The following is a 16,878-nucleotide window of genomic DNA, read 5'->3' on the forward strand; positions in this document are numbered from 1 at the left end:
ATTTCTTCTTTATAAATTTTCTCTAAAAATAACATAAAACTATATTAAGTGAAACTGTAAATTGAAAATTATTGTTCTTATAGAATTTATTTTCTATCTTAATTCGGTTTCTTACTACTCCTAATTGGTAAAAGAGTATTAGATAGATATTTGTCGACTTGTCGACTTGTGTAGGAGGGTTAGAAGCGAAATGCGTAGTGATAAAATAAATGTGTTTTCAATTTCAGCAGTGATCGTGTTGTTCATTGCTTTATGGGGATTCTTCTTTCCGAGTGGGATGGAGAGAATCATGTTGTTTGGGTTAGAACTCGTTAATGATGTATTTGGTTGGTTTTATGTAATGGCAACAGCAATATTTGTTGGCTTTTGCTTATATTTAGGTTTTGGTCCTTATCGTCATATGAAAATTGGTAAAAAAGAAGATAGTCCAGAGTATTCATATTACTCATGGATTGGAATGCTTTTTGCAGCTGGTATGGGCGTTGGACTTGTCTTTTGGGGTGTTGCTGAGCCTGTGTCTCATTATGTAAATCCATCAAACGGGATCGAGCCTGAGTCTCGGCAAGCGGCTGAAACTGGCTTATTATATGGTGTTTTTCATTGGGGGATTCACCCCTGGGCTGTCTATGGGATAGTTGCTTTAGCTTTAGGATTTGTTAAATATCGTAAGGAACTACCTGGACTAATTAGTTCTACTTTTTACCCTATTCTAGGGGAACGAATAACTGGTAAATGGGGAGAAACGATCGATGTAATTGCTATTGTAGGTACAACTGCTGGAATAGCGACTTCTTTTGGGTTAAGTACGCTTCAAGTTGGCGGTGGGATTCAGCAAGTATTTGGAATTGAGAACAATGGTTTACTTCAACTTATGATTATCATGATAGTAACAATTGTTTTTTTAGTCTCAGTTATTTCAGGTATTGACCGAGGTATGAAATATCTAAGTATTGGAAATTTAACCTTGGCAGGCATTCTTTTATTTATTGTTATTTTTGTTGGTCCTACTTTATTTATTATGGAGCACTTTACGTTAACATTAGGTACATATATTTCTCAGATCATTCCATTAAGTTTTCATACAACTCCTTATACCGATAATGAATGGCTAGGGGAGTGGACCTTTTTTTATTGGGCTTGGGTAATTGCGTGGAGTCCTTTTGTTGGTACTTTTATTGCTAGAATTTCAAAAGGTCGCAGCTTACAGGAGTTTATGATAGGGGTGTTGTTTATTCCTGCATTAGGAAGCTTGTTGTGGTTTGTTGCCTTCGGTGGAACGGGAATTTATCAGGAATTAACGATGGGAGTAGGCCATGCATTAGAAATTAAAGAAACTCCTGAAATCGGAATTTTTCTAGTACTAAGCCAATTACCTTTAGGTTTAATTCTGAGTGTCGCTGCTTTAATTTTAATTACTATATTTTTTATCACATCAGCCAATTCAGCAACTTATGTACTTGGAGTATTTTCTTCTAATGGAAACTTACAACCGAAGAAGTATATGTTAATTACATGGGGGCTACTTATTTCAGCAGTTGCTTCTTCACTTCTCATAAGTGGGGGTCTTCAAGGCTTGCAAGCACTAGCAATTATTATTGCATTGCCTTTTACGTTCTTAATGCTATTAATGATTTATTCAATCATTAAATTTGTTAGACAGGAAGGAATTGAAAAGCATAAAGTTGAGGAAAAAGAAGATTGGTGATGCTTATAAGATAAATGAATGTTAAGAATTACTTAGTGAAGTATGGCACTCTTATCTATGTAGTAAGTTTAAATTGAAACTTTCCTTATTGTAGGTCATAATTATAAGGTGCTAGTAAACTTTACTAAGTTGTCATTAAAAGGAAGGTAATTTATGTCAGAAGAAAATATTACGAGAATACATTTAAATGGGAAAGAACTTATTCTTATCGGTACTGCCCATGTGTCGAAGCAAAGTGCAGAACAGGTTAAAGAAGTAATTGACCGAGAAAAGCCAGACTCTGTTTGTGTAGAGCTAGATGAGCAAAGGTACCAATCGATCATGGATGGTAACAAATGGAAAGATATGGACATTTTCAAGGTTATCAAGGAAAAAAAGGCAACTCTTTTACTAATGAATCTTGTCATATCCTCGTTTCAAAAACGTATCGCGAAGCAATTTGGAATTAAGCCAGGTCAAGAAATGATTCAAGGGATTGAATCAGCGAGAGAGCATAATGCGGAATTAGTACTTGCCGACCGAAATATCCAAATTACGTTTGCTAGAATTTGGCACGGTATTGGTTTTTGGGGGAAAGCTAAATTACTATCACAGCTTATAGCTAGCATCTTCAGTAAAGAGACGATTTCTGAGGAAGAATTAGAAAAAATGAAAACGCAAGACATGCTAAATTCAATGCTTGAGGACTTTACAGTTACATTTCCTAGATTGAAAAAACCGTTAATTGATGAAAGGGATCAATACTTAGCTCAAAAAATCAAAGAAGCACCTGGAGATAAGGTAGTAGCAGTATTAGGAGCTGCACATGTACCAGGTATCAAAAAAGAAATACATAAGAACCATGATTTACGAGAGATTAGCAAGTTACCACCTAAATCCAAGGCACCTAAAGTCCTTGCTTGGATGATTCCAATTATTATACTTTCGATTATTGGATATACTTTTTACGCTAATCCTTCCGCAGGTTTTCAACAAACATTAAGCTGGATTTTGTGGAATGGTTCATTTTCAGCTCTAGGGGCACTGATAGCATTTGGTCATCCATTTGCAATCCTCACCGCATTTCTAGTAGCGCCATTAAGCTCATTGAGCCCATTAATGGCAGCAGGTTGGTTTGCAGGTATTGTGCAAGCTTATATGCGCAAGCCTAGTGTAGCTGATTTTGAGAATCTGTCTGACGATGTCTATAATGTAAAAGGTTTTTGGAATAATACTGTCACGCGAATTCTTCTTGTTGTCATGCTATCAAATATCGGTAGTACAATAGGAACGGTAATTGGTGGGGCTGATGTAGTGCGCTTATTCTTAGAAAATTTGTAATGTATTAGATGTAACCAAAGGTATTGTAACTCTTTGGTTACGTCTTTTTTAATTTTAATATAAAATTTCACGTACTGTATGTTATAGAAAAGTGTATTTAGTCTTAAGGTAGTTAAGAGTATTATATCGTTCCTTTAAAAAGGAACCTTTGGTGATGTATAATGACAAATAGCATTTTCTTGATTTACGTCTTATATATGGGAGAGCGATATGAAAAAAACAGTAAATGTTGTTGGTGCGGTCATCTTTAACTCCAACAAAGAAATCTTATGTGCGCTTCGTTCATCTACTATGACAATGCCTCATCTTTGGGAGTTTCCAGGAGGTAAGATAGAGGAGGGAGAGAAAGCAGAAGATGCTCTAGTGCGAGAAATTGATGAAGAACTTGGCTGTGAAATACTGGTTCAAGACAGTGTTGAGGATACAACTTATGAGTATGAACAAATTAATGTTCGACTACTTACTTTTACTTGTAAAATTGTTAAAGGTAGTCCTGTCGCGAAAGAACACGAAGAGCTACGATGGGTACCTATTTCATTTTTATCTAAACTGAAATGGGCTCCAGCTGATATTTCAGCAGTAAAGACATTAGAGAAAAAATTTGAGGAGAGATGAAGTCATGCCAACGTATAACAAATTAGTCAGAGATAAAATACCAACATTATTAGATACTATAGGAAAAAAATATAATGTAACTGAGTTAAATGAAGCTGAATACAAAACTGAATTAAAAACAAAGCTTGGAGAAGAAGTAGAAGAATTTTTAACAGCTAAAGATGACGGACAAGCTGTTGAAGAGTTAGCAGATATACTTGAGCTTATTCATGCATTAGCTAATGTTCATGGTGCAACAATTGAGGATGTTGAAAAGGCTAGAAAGATTAAAGCTGGAGAAAGAGGTGGCTTTCAAAAAAAAGTCTTCCTTATTGATGTAGAGGATAAGTAAGTAGTTAAGGGATGTCCGAAAAGGTTATAGTTACCTTTTCAGACATCCCTTAATTATGTGTCTACCCATTTACTATTTCGGATAAAAGTCCATATGATTCCATTCGTGCCTCTTGATCATAGACATGTGTATTGATAATGATTTCGTCTGCTTGTGTTTCGTTGAGGAATTGCTGAAGCTTTTCCTTCACTTTCATTGGACTTCCAGATACTGAATAGTGAAGCATTTTTTGAACCATAGCTTTTTCATTCATGTTCCATAGTTCCTCTATGTTCTCAACTGGAGGCATTAGCTTTCCTGATTTTCCACGGATAATGTTTAGAAATGCTTGTTCTTGAGAAGTTGCAAGCCATCTTGCTTTTTCATCCGTCTCTGAAGCTATTACGTTTGCACCAATCATTACATAAGGCTTATCAAGCGTTTCTGAAGGCTGGAAGTTTTTACGATACAAATCTAATGCAGGTAATAAATAATCTGGAGCAAAGTGGCTAGCGAATGCAAATGGTAAACCGAGTTTCCCAGCTAACTGTGCACTAAATCCACTTGAACCTAATAACCAAATTGGAATAGAAAGCCCTTCACCAGGAATCGCACGAACATGTCGTTTATAGGTTGGATTTAGAAATAAACGCAATTCTTCTACTTGTTCAGGAAAGTCATTACCGTCGTATCGTTGACTTCGACGTAATGCTTGTGCTGTATGTGGATCAGTTCCAGGTGCACGCCCTAAACCTAAATCAATTCGGCCGGGATACATCGATTCTAGCGTTCCAAATTGTTCAGCAATTACGAGTGGAGCATGATTAGGAAGCATCACACCACCAGAGCCTACTCTGATTTTTGATGTACCACCAGCTATGTATCCAATGACTACTGATGTAGCAGAGCTAGCAATACCTGGCATGTTATGGTGTTCAGCAAGCCAGAAACGCTTATATCCAAGTTCTTCAACACATTGAGCTAGTTGTAAACTATTTTTAAAGGAGTCACTTGCCGAGTATCCTTCTAATATAGGAGCAAGGTCAAGGACAGAATATTTTGTATTAGATAAAGTTTTTTCAGACATAGAAGTGTCCTCCTTAGATTGATACTTTTTGAAGTTGTAGCAAAATAGTATCACGTATACAGTGGACATGCATGTAAAGTGACTTCCCTTTTAAGATATAAATTTAGCTTACTTTTTGTTGCTATTAAATTTATTAGCAAGTACTCTTTTCGCTTCATTATAAGTAAGACCAGACTGTTCATTTTGTCTTTTTACATCTTCTATATTTGTTCCAGAAACTGTGTATTTCTTATTATTCATGTATAAACCTCCCAAAATAGTCTTTCTATATTCTTTGCTAAAATTAGCTTTTTCATGTAAATAAGGTGCCTCTTCCAAGTGCATTTACTGCTGCACAAAAAGGAATCAGGCACCTATTATAGAAAAACTATTTCTGAAGAGAGATACATACAAACTATGAATTGCTAATTATTTTAAAAAGGTAATTTATTCTTTATTAAACCATAGTGGTTCGTTGTCATCAACGTCACCATTATAATTAATAAATATCTCTTCACCAGCTTTAATATCTTTGTAAGCATAGTAGTCAAAAGTGTGGTTATCAAAATTAATATCATACGTAGCATTAGGCTCATAGGAATGATTAAATAGCATTCCGTAACCTAACACAACTGCTGTGTGGTTAATTCCATATTCATAAACATAATCTGCAAGAATTGTTTTCTCTATATGCTCATGTTCCTCATTCGGATATGGTACAACTGGTGCTTCATGAAAAAGTTGTCCTTTTGCTATATCCTGTGTGGCAAATACACCACGATTAAATTCCCCGTCACTAACTCTTGATATCTTTATCTCGATCATTTACTTCACCTACGCGTTCTTCATTATTATCTTTCAATTACCATACAACTGACTGTAACATTGGGAAGAAAAAACAACAACTATTATCGCCAATCTTACTATGAATAATAAAAGGGAAGTTATTCCTATAAACTGATTTTTATGGTAATGTAGGGTATATTTAGCTATATAATTGAAAGTGGGAATAAAATTGGAATCTATTATTATGCCTACCATTGGAATTGTACTTGCTAGTTTATGCTTTTACGAAGCGATTCGTATACAAGTGCAAAAAGGGATAATTAAAGAATCAAAGATTGCTTTCTTATTTACATTAGCTTTGTCCTTTTTGCAATTTTTCATAACGCCATTTCCAGTACAAGACATGACTTTATTCTTTGTGTTTATCATAGGAATAGTAATACTTTTATTGTTTATAAAGATATATTTTCAAGGCAAAAGTATTACAGTGTATGCGACGACAAAGAATGAACTTCTACGTACGTTAAGGGGGGAGCTTTCTGATTTATCAATCCCTTACAAAGAAGAAGATTCTTTAACAGCTGAGGCGACACTACTTGAGCTATATGAAGATCGTGCATTGATTAAAATTAGTAGTTTCAATAGTGAAGGGACTTCGAATTACACCGTGTCATTTAAAAAATGGTGGAGGGTTTATCAAATTGATGAAGTTCAATTACGCATGATAGAAGTTTATCAAAAGGAACGCGAGCAACAAATTTTTTGGAAACCGATATTGCTTAACTGTCTTTTAGGAATTGGGATTTTATTTGTAACATTCTATTTAATGTGATCGTAGCAGAATACAACCTCTGAACTTTACAAAAGCTATTATAGACAACAACTTGGGAGGTAAAGGATATGACTAATTCAAAAAAACAACAAGGTTCTTTAAATAGAAAGCAACAGGAAAAAGAGGTGCATAATCAAAAAAAACAAATAACTACAGCCGAAAAAGATGGTTTTCGTTATGACTATGATGATTCATCTGACATATAGAGTATAAGGTGAGGGCTGTATTTTAGTGAGGTTGTTCGTTTCGATGAACAGCCTTTTTAAAGTACGACTAAACTAAAGGGGGATGGAATATGGTTGACAAGGTGTTAATCGTTGAGGGAACGAACGACCGTAAAAGAGTCAAACGTGTGATTGATGAACCTGTTGAAATCATTTGTACATATGGTACGTTAAGTGATGAAAAGCTTGAGACATTAATTTTTCCAGTCGAGGATTTAGATGTTTATATTCTTGTAGACGAGGATGAAGCTGGGGAAAAGCTGAGAAAACAATTAAATCATGAATTACCAAATGCAACTCACATATATACGTTGAAAGAATATCGTCAGGTAGAAACAACACCTTATAAGTATCTTGCTCAAGTGTTGAGAGGACATTTTGCTGTAAAAGCTATGGTGTGACTCGTTTCATGAGGACAACAGGTTCGTTATAGTTAGAATACGATGAAAATTGGCAACTAAACGGACATTGGTTCCGTTAGTAAGGAAAAATTGCTTGTTTTTACAATACTATTATTAAAATAAGGGATCTAGTGTCCAAACTATCGTCTAAAAGTAGGTTTACTAGGATATAAGTGATTCCCTGTCCACATTGAAGTATTTTGAAGCTAAACAGTAAAAAAATAAGCAACTGCCTTATTAAAAAGGTAGTTGCTTGGTTCGTTTAACGTTGTTCTAAACGTGCAATTCGTTCATCTAAATCTGGGTGAGAGGAGAATAGTCTCATCATGCCACCTTTTCCGCTGATTTTCATTGTTTGGATCGCTGAATCATCAGTACGGTCTTTTACGTTAGCACGGTCTACATACCCTTTTAGTGAGCGTAATGCATGTGCCATTTTGTCTCGACCAGCTAAATCAGCTCCACCTTGGTCAGCGTGGAATTCTCTGTAACGTGAGAATGCCATAACGACAAGACTTCCAAGTATCGAAAATAAAATTTGGAAAATGATAATTGCTGCAAACTGAACAACGACTTGCATTTCCTGACGAACAAAACGAGATACAAGAATTGCTGCAATTCTTGAGAAGAAGACAACGAATGTATTGACGACACCTTGTAATAACGTCATCGTAACCATGTCCCCGTTTGCTACGTGTGCTACCTCATGGGCGATAACACCTTCAACTGCATCATCATCCATCACATTAAGTAATCCTGATGAAACTGCAACGAGAGAACGTTTTTTCGAAGGGCCTGTTGCAAACGCATTCACTTCAGGAGACTGATAAATTCCTACTTCAGGCATATGTGCTAAACCAGCTGCACGTGATAAGCGATGAACTTTTTCTACAACAACGCGCTCATCGTGTGATAACGAACCATTCGGGTCGAGTACTTTGACCTTCATCATTTTTTTTGCAATGAATCTTGACATAGCTAGGGAGATAAAAGACCCTGAGAAACCAACAATTAAACTAAATACCCCTAAAGCGACTAAATCAATTCCTAATCCAGGTCCACCAGTATCAAAAGTACCACCGATATCAGTAAAGGTAGTGATTAGTGACCATACAATGATGATTGTCGTCATAACAAGTATGTTTGTTAAAATAAAAAACAAAAAGCGTTTTCCCATCATAAACCTCCAATTTCATAACATTTATCCTTTATTCTAACACGAAATTGATAAGTTAACAGAGAATATCTATTGAACAATTAGATAATTTCGTGTGGTTATTTCTCATAATTGTAAAGTTTGTCTTTTCATTAGTATCAAAGTATAATTTAAAAATTCAAAAAAATTTTATACATCAAATTAGGGTGAGGAAAATTATGACCAATCTTAAGAAATCAAGAATTATCGGAATTTGCCTAGTACTTACAGGGGCAATTTTGTGGGGAGTTTCAGGATCTGTTGCTCAATATTTATTTGAAGAGCATGGCTTTAATGCAGAATGGTTAGTGGTGATAAGGCTATTAAGTGCAGGGATTCTAATGCTATCAATAGCTATAATGACAGGAAATGAGAATGTGTGGGAAATATGGAAGACTCCTATGAATCGAGTAAAAATCATCGTTTTTGGGATATGTGGAATGCTCGGGGTTCAATATACATATTTTGCAGCAATAGAAGCAAGTAATGCGGCAACCGCAACACTACTTCAGTATACCGGCCCAGTGATGATTGTTTTGTATCTTTTACTCCGTCATAAAGTGGCCCCAACAAAGTATCAAGTAATGGCTATTATTTTAGCTTTAACAGGAACATTTTTACTAGTCACACATGGAAACTATACGACTTTATCGATTTCAGGCTGGGCATTATTTTGGGGGCTAGCTTCTGCTGTCGGGTTAGCGATTTACACACTACAACCTATTAAGCTTCTTAAAGAATTTGGCTCAGGTGTTGTCGTTGGATGGGGTATGATTATTGGCGGAATTGGAATGAGCTTTATTCATCCACCATGGAATATTGTAGGAGAACTGACTGTACCATCAATTATTGCTGTAATATTTATTATTATTTTTGGAACGATTATCGCTTTTTTTAGTTATCTCGAAAGCTTGAAATATTTAAAGCCGACAGAAGCGAGTTTATTAGCTTGTGCTGAACCACTTTCAGCAGCAATCATCGCCGTTATTTGGTTGAATGTAGTATTTGGATTGTCAGAATGGATTGGTGCCTTCTGTATCATTACAACGGTTGCGATCCTGTCATTTGGAAAAGAAAAGGAGAAAGAAACAAGCGAAAATCAGTCGTATGAAGAGGTTGGGTAAAAGGGTGAAAAAGTGTATAATGAAATTTTAGATTCTATAAATGCTTTACCAGATATAGAATACAAAGACTAAGTGTTTATTGCTGTGATAGCAGAACAACAGCTATTTATTTGTTGTGCTAATGCATAGGTTAGTTGAAATAGATTAATGAAAAGCTTTTAAAGTCAAAATAAAAGTGATTCTTCTTGTACATAACGATAGTTTGGTCTACTCTTTGTTTAAGGAGTGAAAGTAATGAGTGAAAATATTGAAGGTATAGATTACAAGGAAGTAATTGAATATGCACTTGATCCGCTAATTGTACATTCGCAACTGAAGATAATATATGTAAATGAGGCAGCAGAAAAGTTTTTTAGAGCTCCAAGGGAAGGGTTGATTGGAGCAAGTCCGTTGGATATTTTTAAAGACACCTCTAAACCCGCAATTACAAAAAGAATTTCCGGAGCTTATCGTGAACCCGCCGAGCTTATTGAGGAAACTATATATAAAATGGATGGAACGTCAGTAGAAGTTGAGTTATATTGTCACCCTATTAAGATAGGAGAAACAAAAGCCATTCAAACTTATGTAAAAGACATCACGGAGAGAAAACAACAAGAAATCATACATCATGAAATGAATATACAAATAAATGAGATAGCGTCCAATATTGTCCCCATCCTAGAAGGCATTGCTGTTCTTCCTTTAGTAGGAGCAATAAATCAAGATAGGGCTATGCACCTCTTAGAATTGGTGCCAGTCAATGTTAAAGAGCAAGAAATAACCTGTTTAATTATAGATTTTTCAGGAATTTATAAAATTGATAATTTAGTTATTGACTCTATATTTAAAATTATCAATGTACTAAACGTAATAGGGGTAAAGTGCATTTTAACTGGGGTAAGACCACAATTAGCCATAGAAGCAGTTAACCTTGGGTTTAACTTAAAAAACATAATTACTTTCTCCAATGTTAAGGATGCTTTATATTTTTTAGGAGGAAACAATACAAAGTAAGGAATAAGTCGTTCAAAGACTTCTTACTGGAATTTGTGGGCCACTAATCACTGGATTAGCGGTCTTTTTGTGAAGAACAACATAGATACTTGGGGGAAAATATGAAAAAAATAATCATAATTATCAGTATTACAATCGTATTTCTTATTAGTTTAGGTTATTTAATAAATGAGATATCTAAATCAAGATCGTTCCAGTTTTTTGGAGGCTTAATCACAAGTGTAGAAACAAATGAAAAAGTAGTAGCATTAACGTTTGATGATGGTCCTGGTGCTAACACAGATAAAATATTAGATATTTTAAGTAAACATGATGTGAAAGGGACCTTTTACTTAACAGGACATGAGATTGAGAATTTTTTTGATGATGGAGTTAACATTGTACAAGCAGGGCATGAAATTGGAAATCACTCTTATTCCCACAAACGAATGGTTTTTAAATCACCATCTTTCATAAAAGATGAAATAGAGAAAACAGATGAATTGATACGCCAAATTGGCTTTGAAGGGGAAATCACATTTCGCCCACCTTTTGGAAAAAGATTATTGTTTTTGCCGTATTATTTATCAGAAAATGATAGAAATACAATCTTATGGAACATCGAACCGGAAACCAACCCTGAAATAGCTTCGGACTCACATAATATTGTTAATCATATAGTTGATAATATAGTGCCAGGTTCCATTATTTTGTTGCATGTCATGTATGAAAGCAGAATAGAATCTCTCAATGCTGTAGAAGGAATTGTTATTTCGCTAAAAGAACAAGGGTACACATTTGTGACAGTTTCCGAACTATTAGAACTTGAAAACTAGCGGAGGCATTTAGGGACTGTTGCAATAGCAGTTCCTTTGATGTTGAAGTGACGAAGCAGTTATAGAGTAACTCAAGGAATTGCAGGTAGGTATCTACTTCTGTTTTTAGATAGGAATTTTGGTTACGGGGCTTTTAACTTGTTTCAGATTTCATATTGGTATGAACTTGTTTTGTTCTTTGTAATTGTAATTCCATTAGCTATAATTGTTGTCCAAAGTTTAATTGACCGTTCAATAAATAAATTTAAACAAACGGAATATGAAATAAAGATAAAAGAACTTGAATGTAAAATAGAAAAATTAGAGAAGCGGGATAGGGACTAATAACACCACTTTTGTTAAAGTGGTGTTATTGTTTGAAGTAATAAAAACAAGGCATGGAGATAAAAACTCCCCATGTCTCTTTTAAGGCGCTGAAAAAGTCCAATCAGTCGATTTGAGAAGCGGTAATGGCTCCACACGTTGCGCGTTTGCATTAAGAAAATCACTCATAGCATGCTTTAAAAAAGAGGCAACGGCTTCATGCATTACTTTAAGGCCACTAAAAAAGTGGTCTGCACCCCGAAAGTTAGAGTTGTAATCTGACTTTTGGGGTGTATTTTTTATGGCTAAATATAGTGAAGAATTCAAATTAATGGTTGTAATAGAATATCGAGAAGGTAATTTGTCGTATGACCGCTTGGCAAACAAACACAGGATGCAACACAGCTCTATGATTAAAAGGTGGGTAAAAGTATACGAAAGATATGGTGCAGCTGGGTTGATGAAAAAGACTAAGAGGGAAACTTATTCTGTTCAATTCAAACTAGATGTAATAAGCTTTATGAAGAGAACGGGCTCTTCAGAGGTAGAAACTGCCATACGATTCGGTTTATCCACTCCTTCTATGGTAAGTTCATGGAAGAAAGTTTTTTGGGAATCTGGTACTGAAGACCTGGAAAAGGCGAAAGGAAGGCCACCCATGTCTGATAAAGCTAAGAATAAAAAAGTTCAACCTACAGAAGAGAAAAAAATGACATACGAACAAAAATTAGAAAGAGAAAACGAACTTCTACGTTTAGAGGTGGAATATCTAAAAAAGTTAAAAGCTTTTCAGATGGATCCGGAAGGTTATCTCGAAAAGCACAAGCAGCGTTATCATTCGAACTCAAAGAAATCTTCCGACTAAAAGATGTTTTACATGTCGTTGGTATTCCAGAATCGTCGTACCATTATCATATAAAGCGGATAAACGAGAAAAATCCTGATCAGGAGCTTAAGGAAAAAGTTCGGACTATTTTTGAAGAGAATGATGGCAATTATGGTTATCGTCGTGTTCACTTAGAATTGAAAAACCGCGGGATAACAGTAAATCACAAGAAGGTTCAACGCATCATGAATCAACTTGGACTTAAAGGGGATAAGTTTAAACGAAAAACACGCAAGTATAATTCTTATAAAGGAAACGTGGGTAAAATTGCGAAAAACCGTATAAACCGTCGTTTTCACACACACGTATGTCATCAAAAATTAGCAACTGATATCACCGAATTTAAATGTTTAGATGGATTAAAGCTGTATCTAAATCCTATTTTGGATATGTGTAACGGTGAAGTACTATCGTATGGGATAAGTATGCGTCCGACGTTAGAGCTTGTACTTAACCCTCTTGATGATGCTCTCGAAATTGTAAAAGGCTTGAAGTACAGAACGACGATTCATTCTGATCAAGGCTGGCATTATCAACATCCAAAATGGGTGAAAACACTCAAGAAGAAAAAAGTTTTTCAAAGTATGTCACGAAAAGGAAACTGTCTAGATAATTCACCTATGGAGAGCTTTTTTGGCTTACTAAAACAAGAGATGTATTATGGACAAGCAAAATGCTCTTATGAAGATTTAAAAAAGAGAATTGAAGATTATATCTTTTATTATAATAACAAGCGTATTAAGCAAAAATTGGCTGGTATGAGTCCGGTTCAATACCGCCTTCACACCAACCAATTAGCTGCTTAAAATAAAACTCTAACTTTATGGGGTCACATCAAAGTGAAAGTCACACTTTTTCAGCAGCCTTGCCTCTTATCTTAGGTATTTATCATATCATTTACTTCCTTTTATTTTTATCTTCTTTCAATAATTCTACTTGTACGTGAAATGTGTTTTCTTTAATCCTTTCTACATCGAGAACTTTCCCTTTTCTCCCCTTAATTTTAATTCCTTGTCCTACTGCTGGTACCTCATCTAAAAGTTGACTTAACAGAATATCTCTTTTTTCAATGTAAACCACATTAACCAATTCTTTCACCCACTTCGTTCAAGTTTATGGATACTTTTAAGCATCATTTAGTACCCTCTATAGGAGATATATGACAACATATAAATTTAAACACCACTATTTTTATATTTATTCTCATAGAAAAAGAAAAAGTAAAAACGCATGGAAGTTTATAACTATCCATGCGTCGTGTGCAGGTGCTTAACCGTTTTCTGTCTTATAACATGTATCGATCTTTTTCTTTTTCGTGTTTGATGATTAAAATAATCCCTACTGCGAGGATGAGGATGAATTGTCCGATGTGTCCTAGCAAATAGAACTTATCAAGGTAAATAACTCCTGTGAATACTAGCAGGTCACGTACCATAAAGCCAGCCATCGCTAGAAAACCGATAGCGTAAATTTTTGCTTCTAGGCTTTTCGTAAAGATTCTGATAACAACAATCAGAATAATTAGGACTTCAAAGCCTGATAGTTTTTCAAAAATTCCTTTTGTGATTGTAAAATAATCTGGATTCACTATTGAGAGAGTGAAAGCAACTAGCGCTAAACCAAGATGTATTTGCCAGAGACGTCTTATGATTTTTTTGTAACCAGGACCGAATAGCTTATCAAGAATCATTAAATCAAAGGCAGAGCCAAAGAAAACGGCAAGTTGAAATACATAAATCCATAAAAAGGAATAATCAATGATTAATTGCTTTGAGCCAGTGATACTAAATGAATAGAGAGCGGCACATAGAGCAGCAGCAGAAAAAACAAGATAGATCCATTCAAACCTTTTTACTAGAAAAGCAATAAATGAAACAAGTGTAATAAACAGTAGAATTGAACCTATAACGATTTTATCAAAATCATCCTGGATCATTTGCTTTAAATAACTAGAATTTGATCCGATAGAGACAGCTCCAGATACACCAATCAGGTTTCCGTTAGAGTAGGAACGTATCGTTAGATCGGATGAAAGCTCTGGGTTTAACTCGATAAAGTGACGTCGATTATAGCCTTTATAAGTGACCGTTTCTGACTCGGGAATATCCCCATATTGGTATATCAAACTGTCTCCTTGATAAACTTCAAATGTACCGTACATAAAAGAGATAAAGATAGCCGGATCTTTCCAAACGAGCTCAGGCAATGTGTTACGTAGATAAAGAATGTCACTATCATTACGAGGTTCATCAAGCTCTTTCACATTATCTGTTTCTTTCCAGCCTGAGTCAGGAATCCCTGTATCACTCGCTACTGATTCGACCCATTTGTATTCCCAGCCCTGTTCGAGACGAATGATCGATGGCTCTGTTGAATCTTCTTGTCCGAATGTATCATTCGCCAAGAGGGTGATGCTTGTTAGTGTGAATAATAGGATAAATAGCAGTGCTTTAGAATTCATTGGTTCCTCCAAATCAACTAGATAACTTATGAAACTGTTCATTTCGACAAATAGAATATAAAACCTTTAAATTAATAAATTGTTATCGTACAGACTCTATATTAAACTGAGTATAGTTTATTTTTTAGAAGAAAAGCAAAGGTGAATGAGGCGATTTAAGTGGATTTTGTTACACATACGTTATTTGGCTTAACGATTTATGGAGCAACGAATAAAGAAAAGATGACAAAAGATGTCCGGAAATCTGTCTTCGTCGCTGCAGTTGTCGGTAGCGTCATTCCTGATATTGATGTCGTTTCACAGCTTTGGGATACAGAAGGAATGTATCAGATGTGGCATCGTGGCATTACACATTCAATATTTATGGTTCCGATATGGGCAGCGCTTATTTCGTTGCTATGTTATTTTGTATGGAAAACAAAGGATAAGCGGATTTTCTATATTTCATGTATTGCCGTATTCGTACATAACACAAGCGATATTTTAAATGCCTATGGTACAGGCTATTTTGAGCCATTCTCATCTGATAGGATTGGTCTTGGAATATTACCAATTGTTGATATAGTTATCTGGCTAATTATGCTTGGAGGCTTTCTTTATGTGCGATTCAGAAAAGCAACTCCACATAAAGTTTATAAAGTCGTTTGGCTACTAATTCTTACTCATGTGTTGCTACAATCAATTCAAGGGTATATGATTTACCAATCGACTGTTGACAACTATGAGAAACAGGTGATAACTTCTGGTTTTTTACCAGGTCAATTTAAAATCGTTGGTAAGACAGGGAACGAAGTAGAAGTATTTAACGCAACAATTTGGGAAGAACCTGAGTTAATTCACCGGTTAACATCCCAGGAAAATGTGGATGTAGAATTTCTTTTTGAACAGCATCCAGCCGCAAAAACTCTTTATGAGTGGTCTCCATTTGTAATTATTGTAGAGGACGAGGATAAGATTGGTCTTTATGACCCAAGATTTTTCCGATTGGGCGAACCTTTCTTATATGAATATATTTTTAAAGAAGATCTTCAACTAGTTGACTAAACAAGTTAGTTGATAAAAAGGTAGCTTTACGTATTAATAATACTTGATAATGGTATTAGAAACAGTTTATGATAAAAATATTATAAAAGTAATATTACTATGGAGGAATACATTTATGGATATCCCTAAATACCCTGAAGGTTACCATGAGTTTGACCGTGGGAAGCGAGTAACTGAAGAGGAAATTACAGAGAAAATTAATCATGAAGTTGAGTCGATGATTCAATTTATGGTTAGAAATAACTCGGATAACTATTCAAAGACGTTTGAAGATGTGCTTATTATCATCGACCGTATTCAAGAGGATGATGAACACTACTTTGAGGTTTCAGTAGCAAAACAGCATAGCAGAGCAATTGTTAGATAATTACATAAAATAGGATGCATAGCCCTACGTTGATGTTAGGGCTATCTCTTTTAGGAGGAAACAGAATGGAAAAGCTGAATGAACAAGAAGTTGAAAAACTACTAGGTGAGCTAGAAGGCTGGACATTAGTAGATGAAAAGTGGATTGAGCGGAAGTATAGATTTCAAGATTATCTTGCAGGTATTGATTTTGTACAGAGGGTTGGTCAATTGTCAGAAGAAGAAAATCACCATCCTTTTATTTCGATTGACTACAAGCTAGTACGAATTAAACTGACTTCATGGAATGCAAAGGGATTAACAGAATTAGATTTTACTTTGGCTAATAAATATAATGAATTATATAAAAAGGATTGACTTATACACTTTAATAGTGTATAAATTTTTGTAGAATAACTTTAGTGCCAAAAAGCGTTTAAGTATTTATGC

General features: G+C 35.1%; 22 protein-coding genes. 16 read left to right on the top strand and 6 right to left on the bottom strand.

Annotated elements, in window-relative coordinates; genetic code table 11:
* The first annotated feature begins 190 nt into the window (after positions 1-190).
* The 4 genes from CD003_RS04805 to CD003_RS04820 all read left to right on the top strand — a co-directional run bounded on the left by CD003_RS04805 (position 191) and on the right by CD003_RS04820 (position 3,971).
* On the top strand, positions 191-1,705 hold the full coding sequence (locus CD003_RS04805) for a BCCT family transporter (RefSeq protein WP_096199740.1): 1,515 nt from the start codon (positions 191-193) through the stop codon (positions 1,703-1,705).
* A 153-nt stretch (positions 1,706-1,858) separates the two neighbouring features.
* Positions 1,859-3,025 carry a TraB/GumN family protein gene (locus CD003_RS04810; protein ID WP_096199741.1) on the top strand — a complete coding sequence of 389 codons (1,167 nt, stop codon included), beginning with the start codon at positions 1,859-1,861 and terminating at the stop codon, positions 3,023-3,025.
* Between the two features lie 210 nt (positions 3,026-3,235).
* Complete coding sequence (locus CD003_RS04815) at positions 3,236-3,640, top strand: (deoxy)nucleoside triphosphate pyrophosphohydrolase (protein WP_096199743.1); 405 nt, start codon at positions 3,236-3,238, stop codon at positions 3,638-3,640.
* Between the two features lie 4 nt (positions 3,641-3,644).
* Positions 3,645-3,971 (top strand): nucleoside triphosphate pyrophosphohydrolase, encoded by a 327-nt coding sequence (locus CD003_RS04820; protein ID WP_096199745.1) that lies wholly within the window; start codon positions 3,645-3,647, stop codon positions 3,969-3,971.
* A gap of 61 nt (positions 3,972-4,032) precedes the next feature.
* Here CD003_RS04820 and CD003_RS04825 read toward each other — a convergent pair whose 3' ends face one another.
* The 3 genes from CD003_RS04825 to CD003_RS04835 all read right to left on the bottom strand — a co-directional run bounded on the left by CD003_RS04825 (position 4,033) and on the right by CD003_RS04835 (position 5,841).
* A complete protein-coding gene (locus CD003_RS04825) occupies positions 4,033-5,037 on the bottom strand; it encodes an LLM class flavin-dependent oxidoreductase (RefSeq protein ID WP_096199747.1) in 1,005 nt (334 codons plus the stop codon).
* A gap of 108 nt (positions 5,038-5,145) precedes the next feature.
* Positions 5,146-5,277, bottom strand: a complete 132-nt coding sequence (locus CD003_RS22185; protein WP_096199749.1) for a hypothetical protein — start codon at positions 5,275-5,277, stop codon at positions 5,146-5,148.
* A 186-nt stretch (positions 5,278-5,463) separates the two neighbouring features.
* Entirely contained in the window at positions 5,464-5,841 is a 378-nt protein-coding gene (locus tag CD003_RS04835) for an SET domain-containing protein (protein ID WP_096199751.1), read from the bottom strand.
* A gap of 190 nt (positions 5,842-6,031) precedes the next feature.
* Between CD003_RS04835 and CD003_RS04840 the strand changes: the two genes are divergently transcribed.
* The 3 genes from CD003_RS04840 (at position 6,032) to CD003_RS04845 (ending at position 7,259) form a co-directional block, all read left to right on the top strand.
* On the top strand, positions 6,032-6,634 hold the full coding sequence (locus CD003_RS04840; protein ID WP_096199753.1) for a hypothetical protein: 603 nt from the start codon (positions 6,032-6,034) through the stop codon (positions 6,632-6,634).
* A gap of 68 nt (positions 6,635-6,702) precedes the next feature.
* Positions 6,703-6,840 carry a hypothetical protein gene (locus tag CD003_RS21715; protein ID WP_179295433.1) on the top strand — a complete coding sequence of 46 codons (138 nt, stop codon included), beginning with the start codon at positions 6,703-6,705 and terminating at the stop codon, positions 6,838-6,840.
* An 89-nt stretch (positions 6,841-6,929) separates the two neighbouring features.
* On the top strand, positions 6,930-7,259 hold the full coding sequence (locus CD003_RS04845) for a toprim domain-containing protein (RefSeq protein WP_096199755.1): 330 nt from the start codon (positions 6,930-6,932) through the stop codon (positions 7,257-7,259).
* A 262-nt stretch (positions 7,260-7,521) separates the two neighbouring features.
* Here CD003_RS04845 and htpX read toward each other — a convergent pair whose 3' ends face one another.
* Positions 7,522-8,436, bottom strand: coding sequence for a protease HtpX (htpX, locus tag CD003_RS04850; RefSeq protein ID WP_096199757.1), 915 nt, complete (start codon positions 8,434-8,436; stop codon positions 7,522-7,524).
* A gap of 197 nt (positions 8,437-8,633) precedes the next feature.
* Here htpX and CD003_RS04855 point away from each other — a divergent pair, with 197 nt between their 5' ends.
* The 6 genes from CD003_RS04855 to CD003_RS21720 all read left to right on the top strand — a co-directional run bounded on the left by CD003_RS04855 (position 8,634) and on the right by CD003_RS21720 (position 13,384).
* Positions 8,634-9,578 carry a DMT family transporter gene (locus CD003_RS04855; protein WP_096199759.1) on the top strand — a complete coding sequence of 315 codons (945 nt, stop codon included), beginning with the start codon at positions 8,634-8,636 and terminating at the stop codon, positions 9,576-9,578.
* A 234-nt stretch (positions 9,579-9,812) separates the two neighbouring features.
* Positions 9,813-10,574, top strand: a complete 762-nt coding sequence (locus CD003_RS04860) for a PAS domain S-box protein (RefSeq protein ID WP_096199760.1) — start codon at positions 9,813-9,815, stop codon at positions 10,572-10,574.
* Positions 10,575-10,675: 101 nt separating this feature from the next.
* A complete protein-coding gene (locus CD003_RS04865; RefSeq protein ID WP_096199762.1) occupies positions 10,676-11,389 on the top strand; it encodes a polysaccharide deacetylase family protein in 714 nt (237 codons plus the stop codon).
* A gap of 138 nt (positions 11,390-11,527) precedes the next feature.
* Positions 11,528-11,713, top strand: coding sequence for a hypothetical protein (locus tag CD003_RS04870; RefSeq protein ID WP_096199764.1), 186 nt, complete (start codon positions 11,528-11,530; stop codon positions 11,711-11,713).
* Positions 11,714-11,993: 280 nt separating this feature from the next.
* On the top strand, positions 11,994-12,557 hold the full coding sequence (locus CD003_RS04875; RefSeq protein ID WP_096199766.1) for a helix-turn-helix domain-containing protein: 564 nt from the start codon (positions 11,994-11,996) through the stop codon (positions 12,555-12,557).
* Positions 12,458-13,384, top strand: coding sequence for an IS3 family transposase (locus CD003_RS21720; RefSeq protein ID WP_257008348.1), 927 nt, complete (start codon positions 12,458-12,460; stop codon positions 13,382-13,384). The genes CD003_RS04875 and CD003_RS21720 overlap by 100 nt, the downstream gene beginning before the upstream one ends.
* A 91-nt stretch (positions 13,385-13,475) precedes the next feature.
* Here CD003_RS21720 and CD003_RS04885 read toward each other — a convergent pair whose 3' ends face one another.
* Positions 13,476-13,676, bottom strand: a complete 201-nt coding sequence (locus tag CD003_RS04885) for a hypothetical protein (protein ID WP_373558529.1) — start codon at positions 13,674-13,676, stop codon at positions 13,476-13,478.
* Positions 13,677-13,863: 187 nt separating this feature from the next.
* Entirely contained in the window at positions 13,864-15,039 is a 1,176-nt protein-coding gene (locus tag CD003_RS04890; RefSeq protein WP_096199772.1) for a hypothetical protein, read from the bottom strand.
* A gap of 159 nt (positions 15,040-15,198) precedes the next feature.
* On the opposite strand from CD003_RS04890, the gene CD003_RS04895 reads away from it, so the two are divergent.
* From CD003_RS04895 to CD003_RS04905, 3 genes are all read left to right on the top strand, one after another.
* Positions 15,199-16,083: a metal-dependent hydrolase gene (locus tag CD003_RS04895; RefSeq protein ID WP_096199774.1), complete on the top strand. Its 885-nt coding sequence runs from the start codon at positions 15,199-15,201 to the stop codon at positions 16,081-16,083.
* A gap of 115 nt (positions 16,084-16,198) precedes the next feature.
* Positions 16,199-16,450: a hypothetical protein gene (locus CD003_RS04900; protein WP_096199776.1), complete on the top strand. Its 252-nt coding sequence runs from the start codon at positions 16,199-16,201 to the stop codon at positions 16,448-16,450.
* A 65-nt stretch (positions 16,451-16,515) separates the two neighbouring features.
* Entirely contained in the window at positions 16,516-16,806 is a 291-nt protein-coding gene (locus tag CD003_RS04905) for a 4a-hydroxytetrahydrobiopterin dehydratase (RefSeq protein ID WP_096199778.1), read from the top strand.
* The last annotated feature ends 72 nt before the right edge of the window (positions 16,807-16,878 follow it).

The sequence above is a fragment of the Bacillus sp. FJAT-45350 genome (assembly GCF_002335805.1).
Taxonomy (GTDB): Bacteria; Bacillota; Bacilli; order Bacillales; family NISU01; genus FJAT-45350.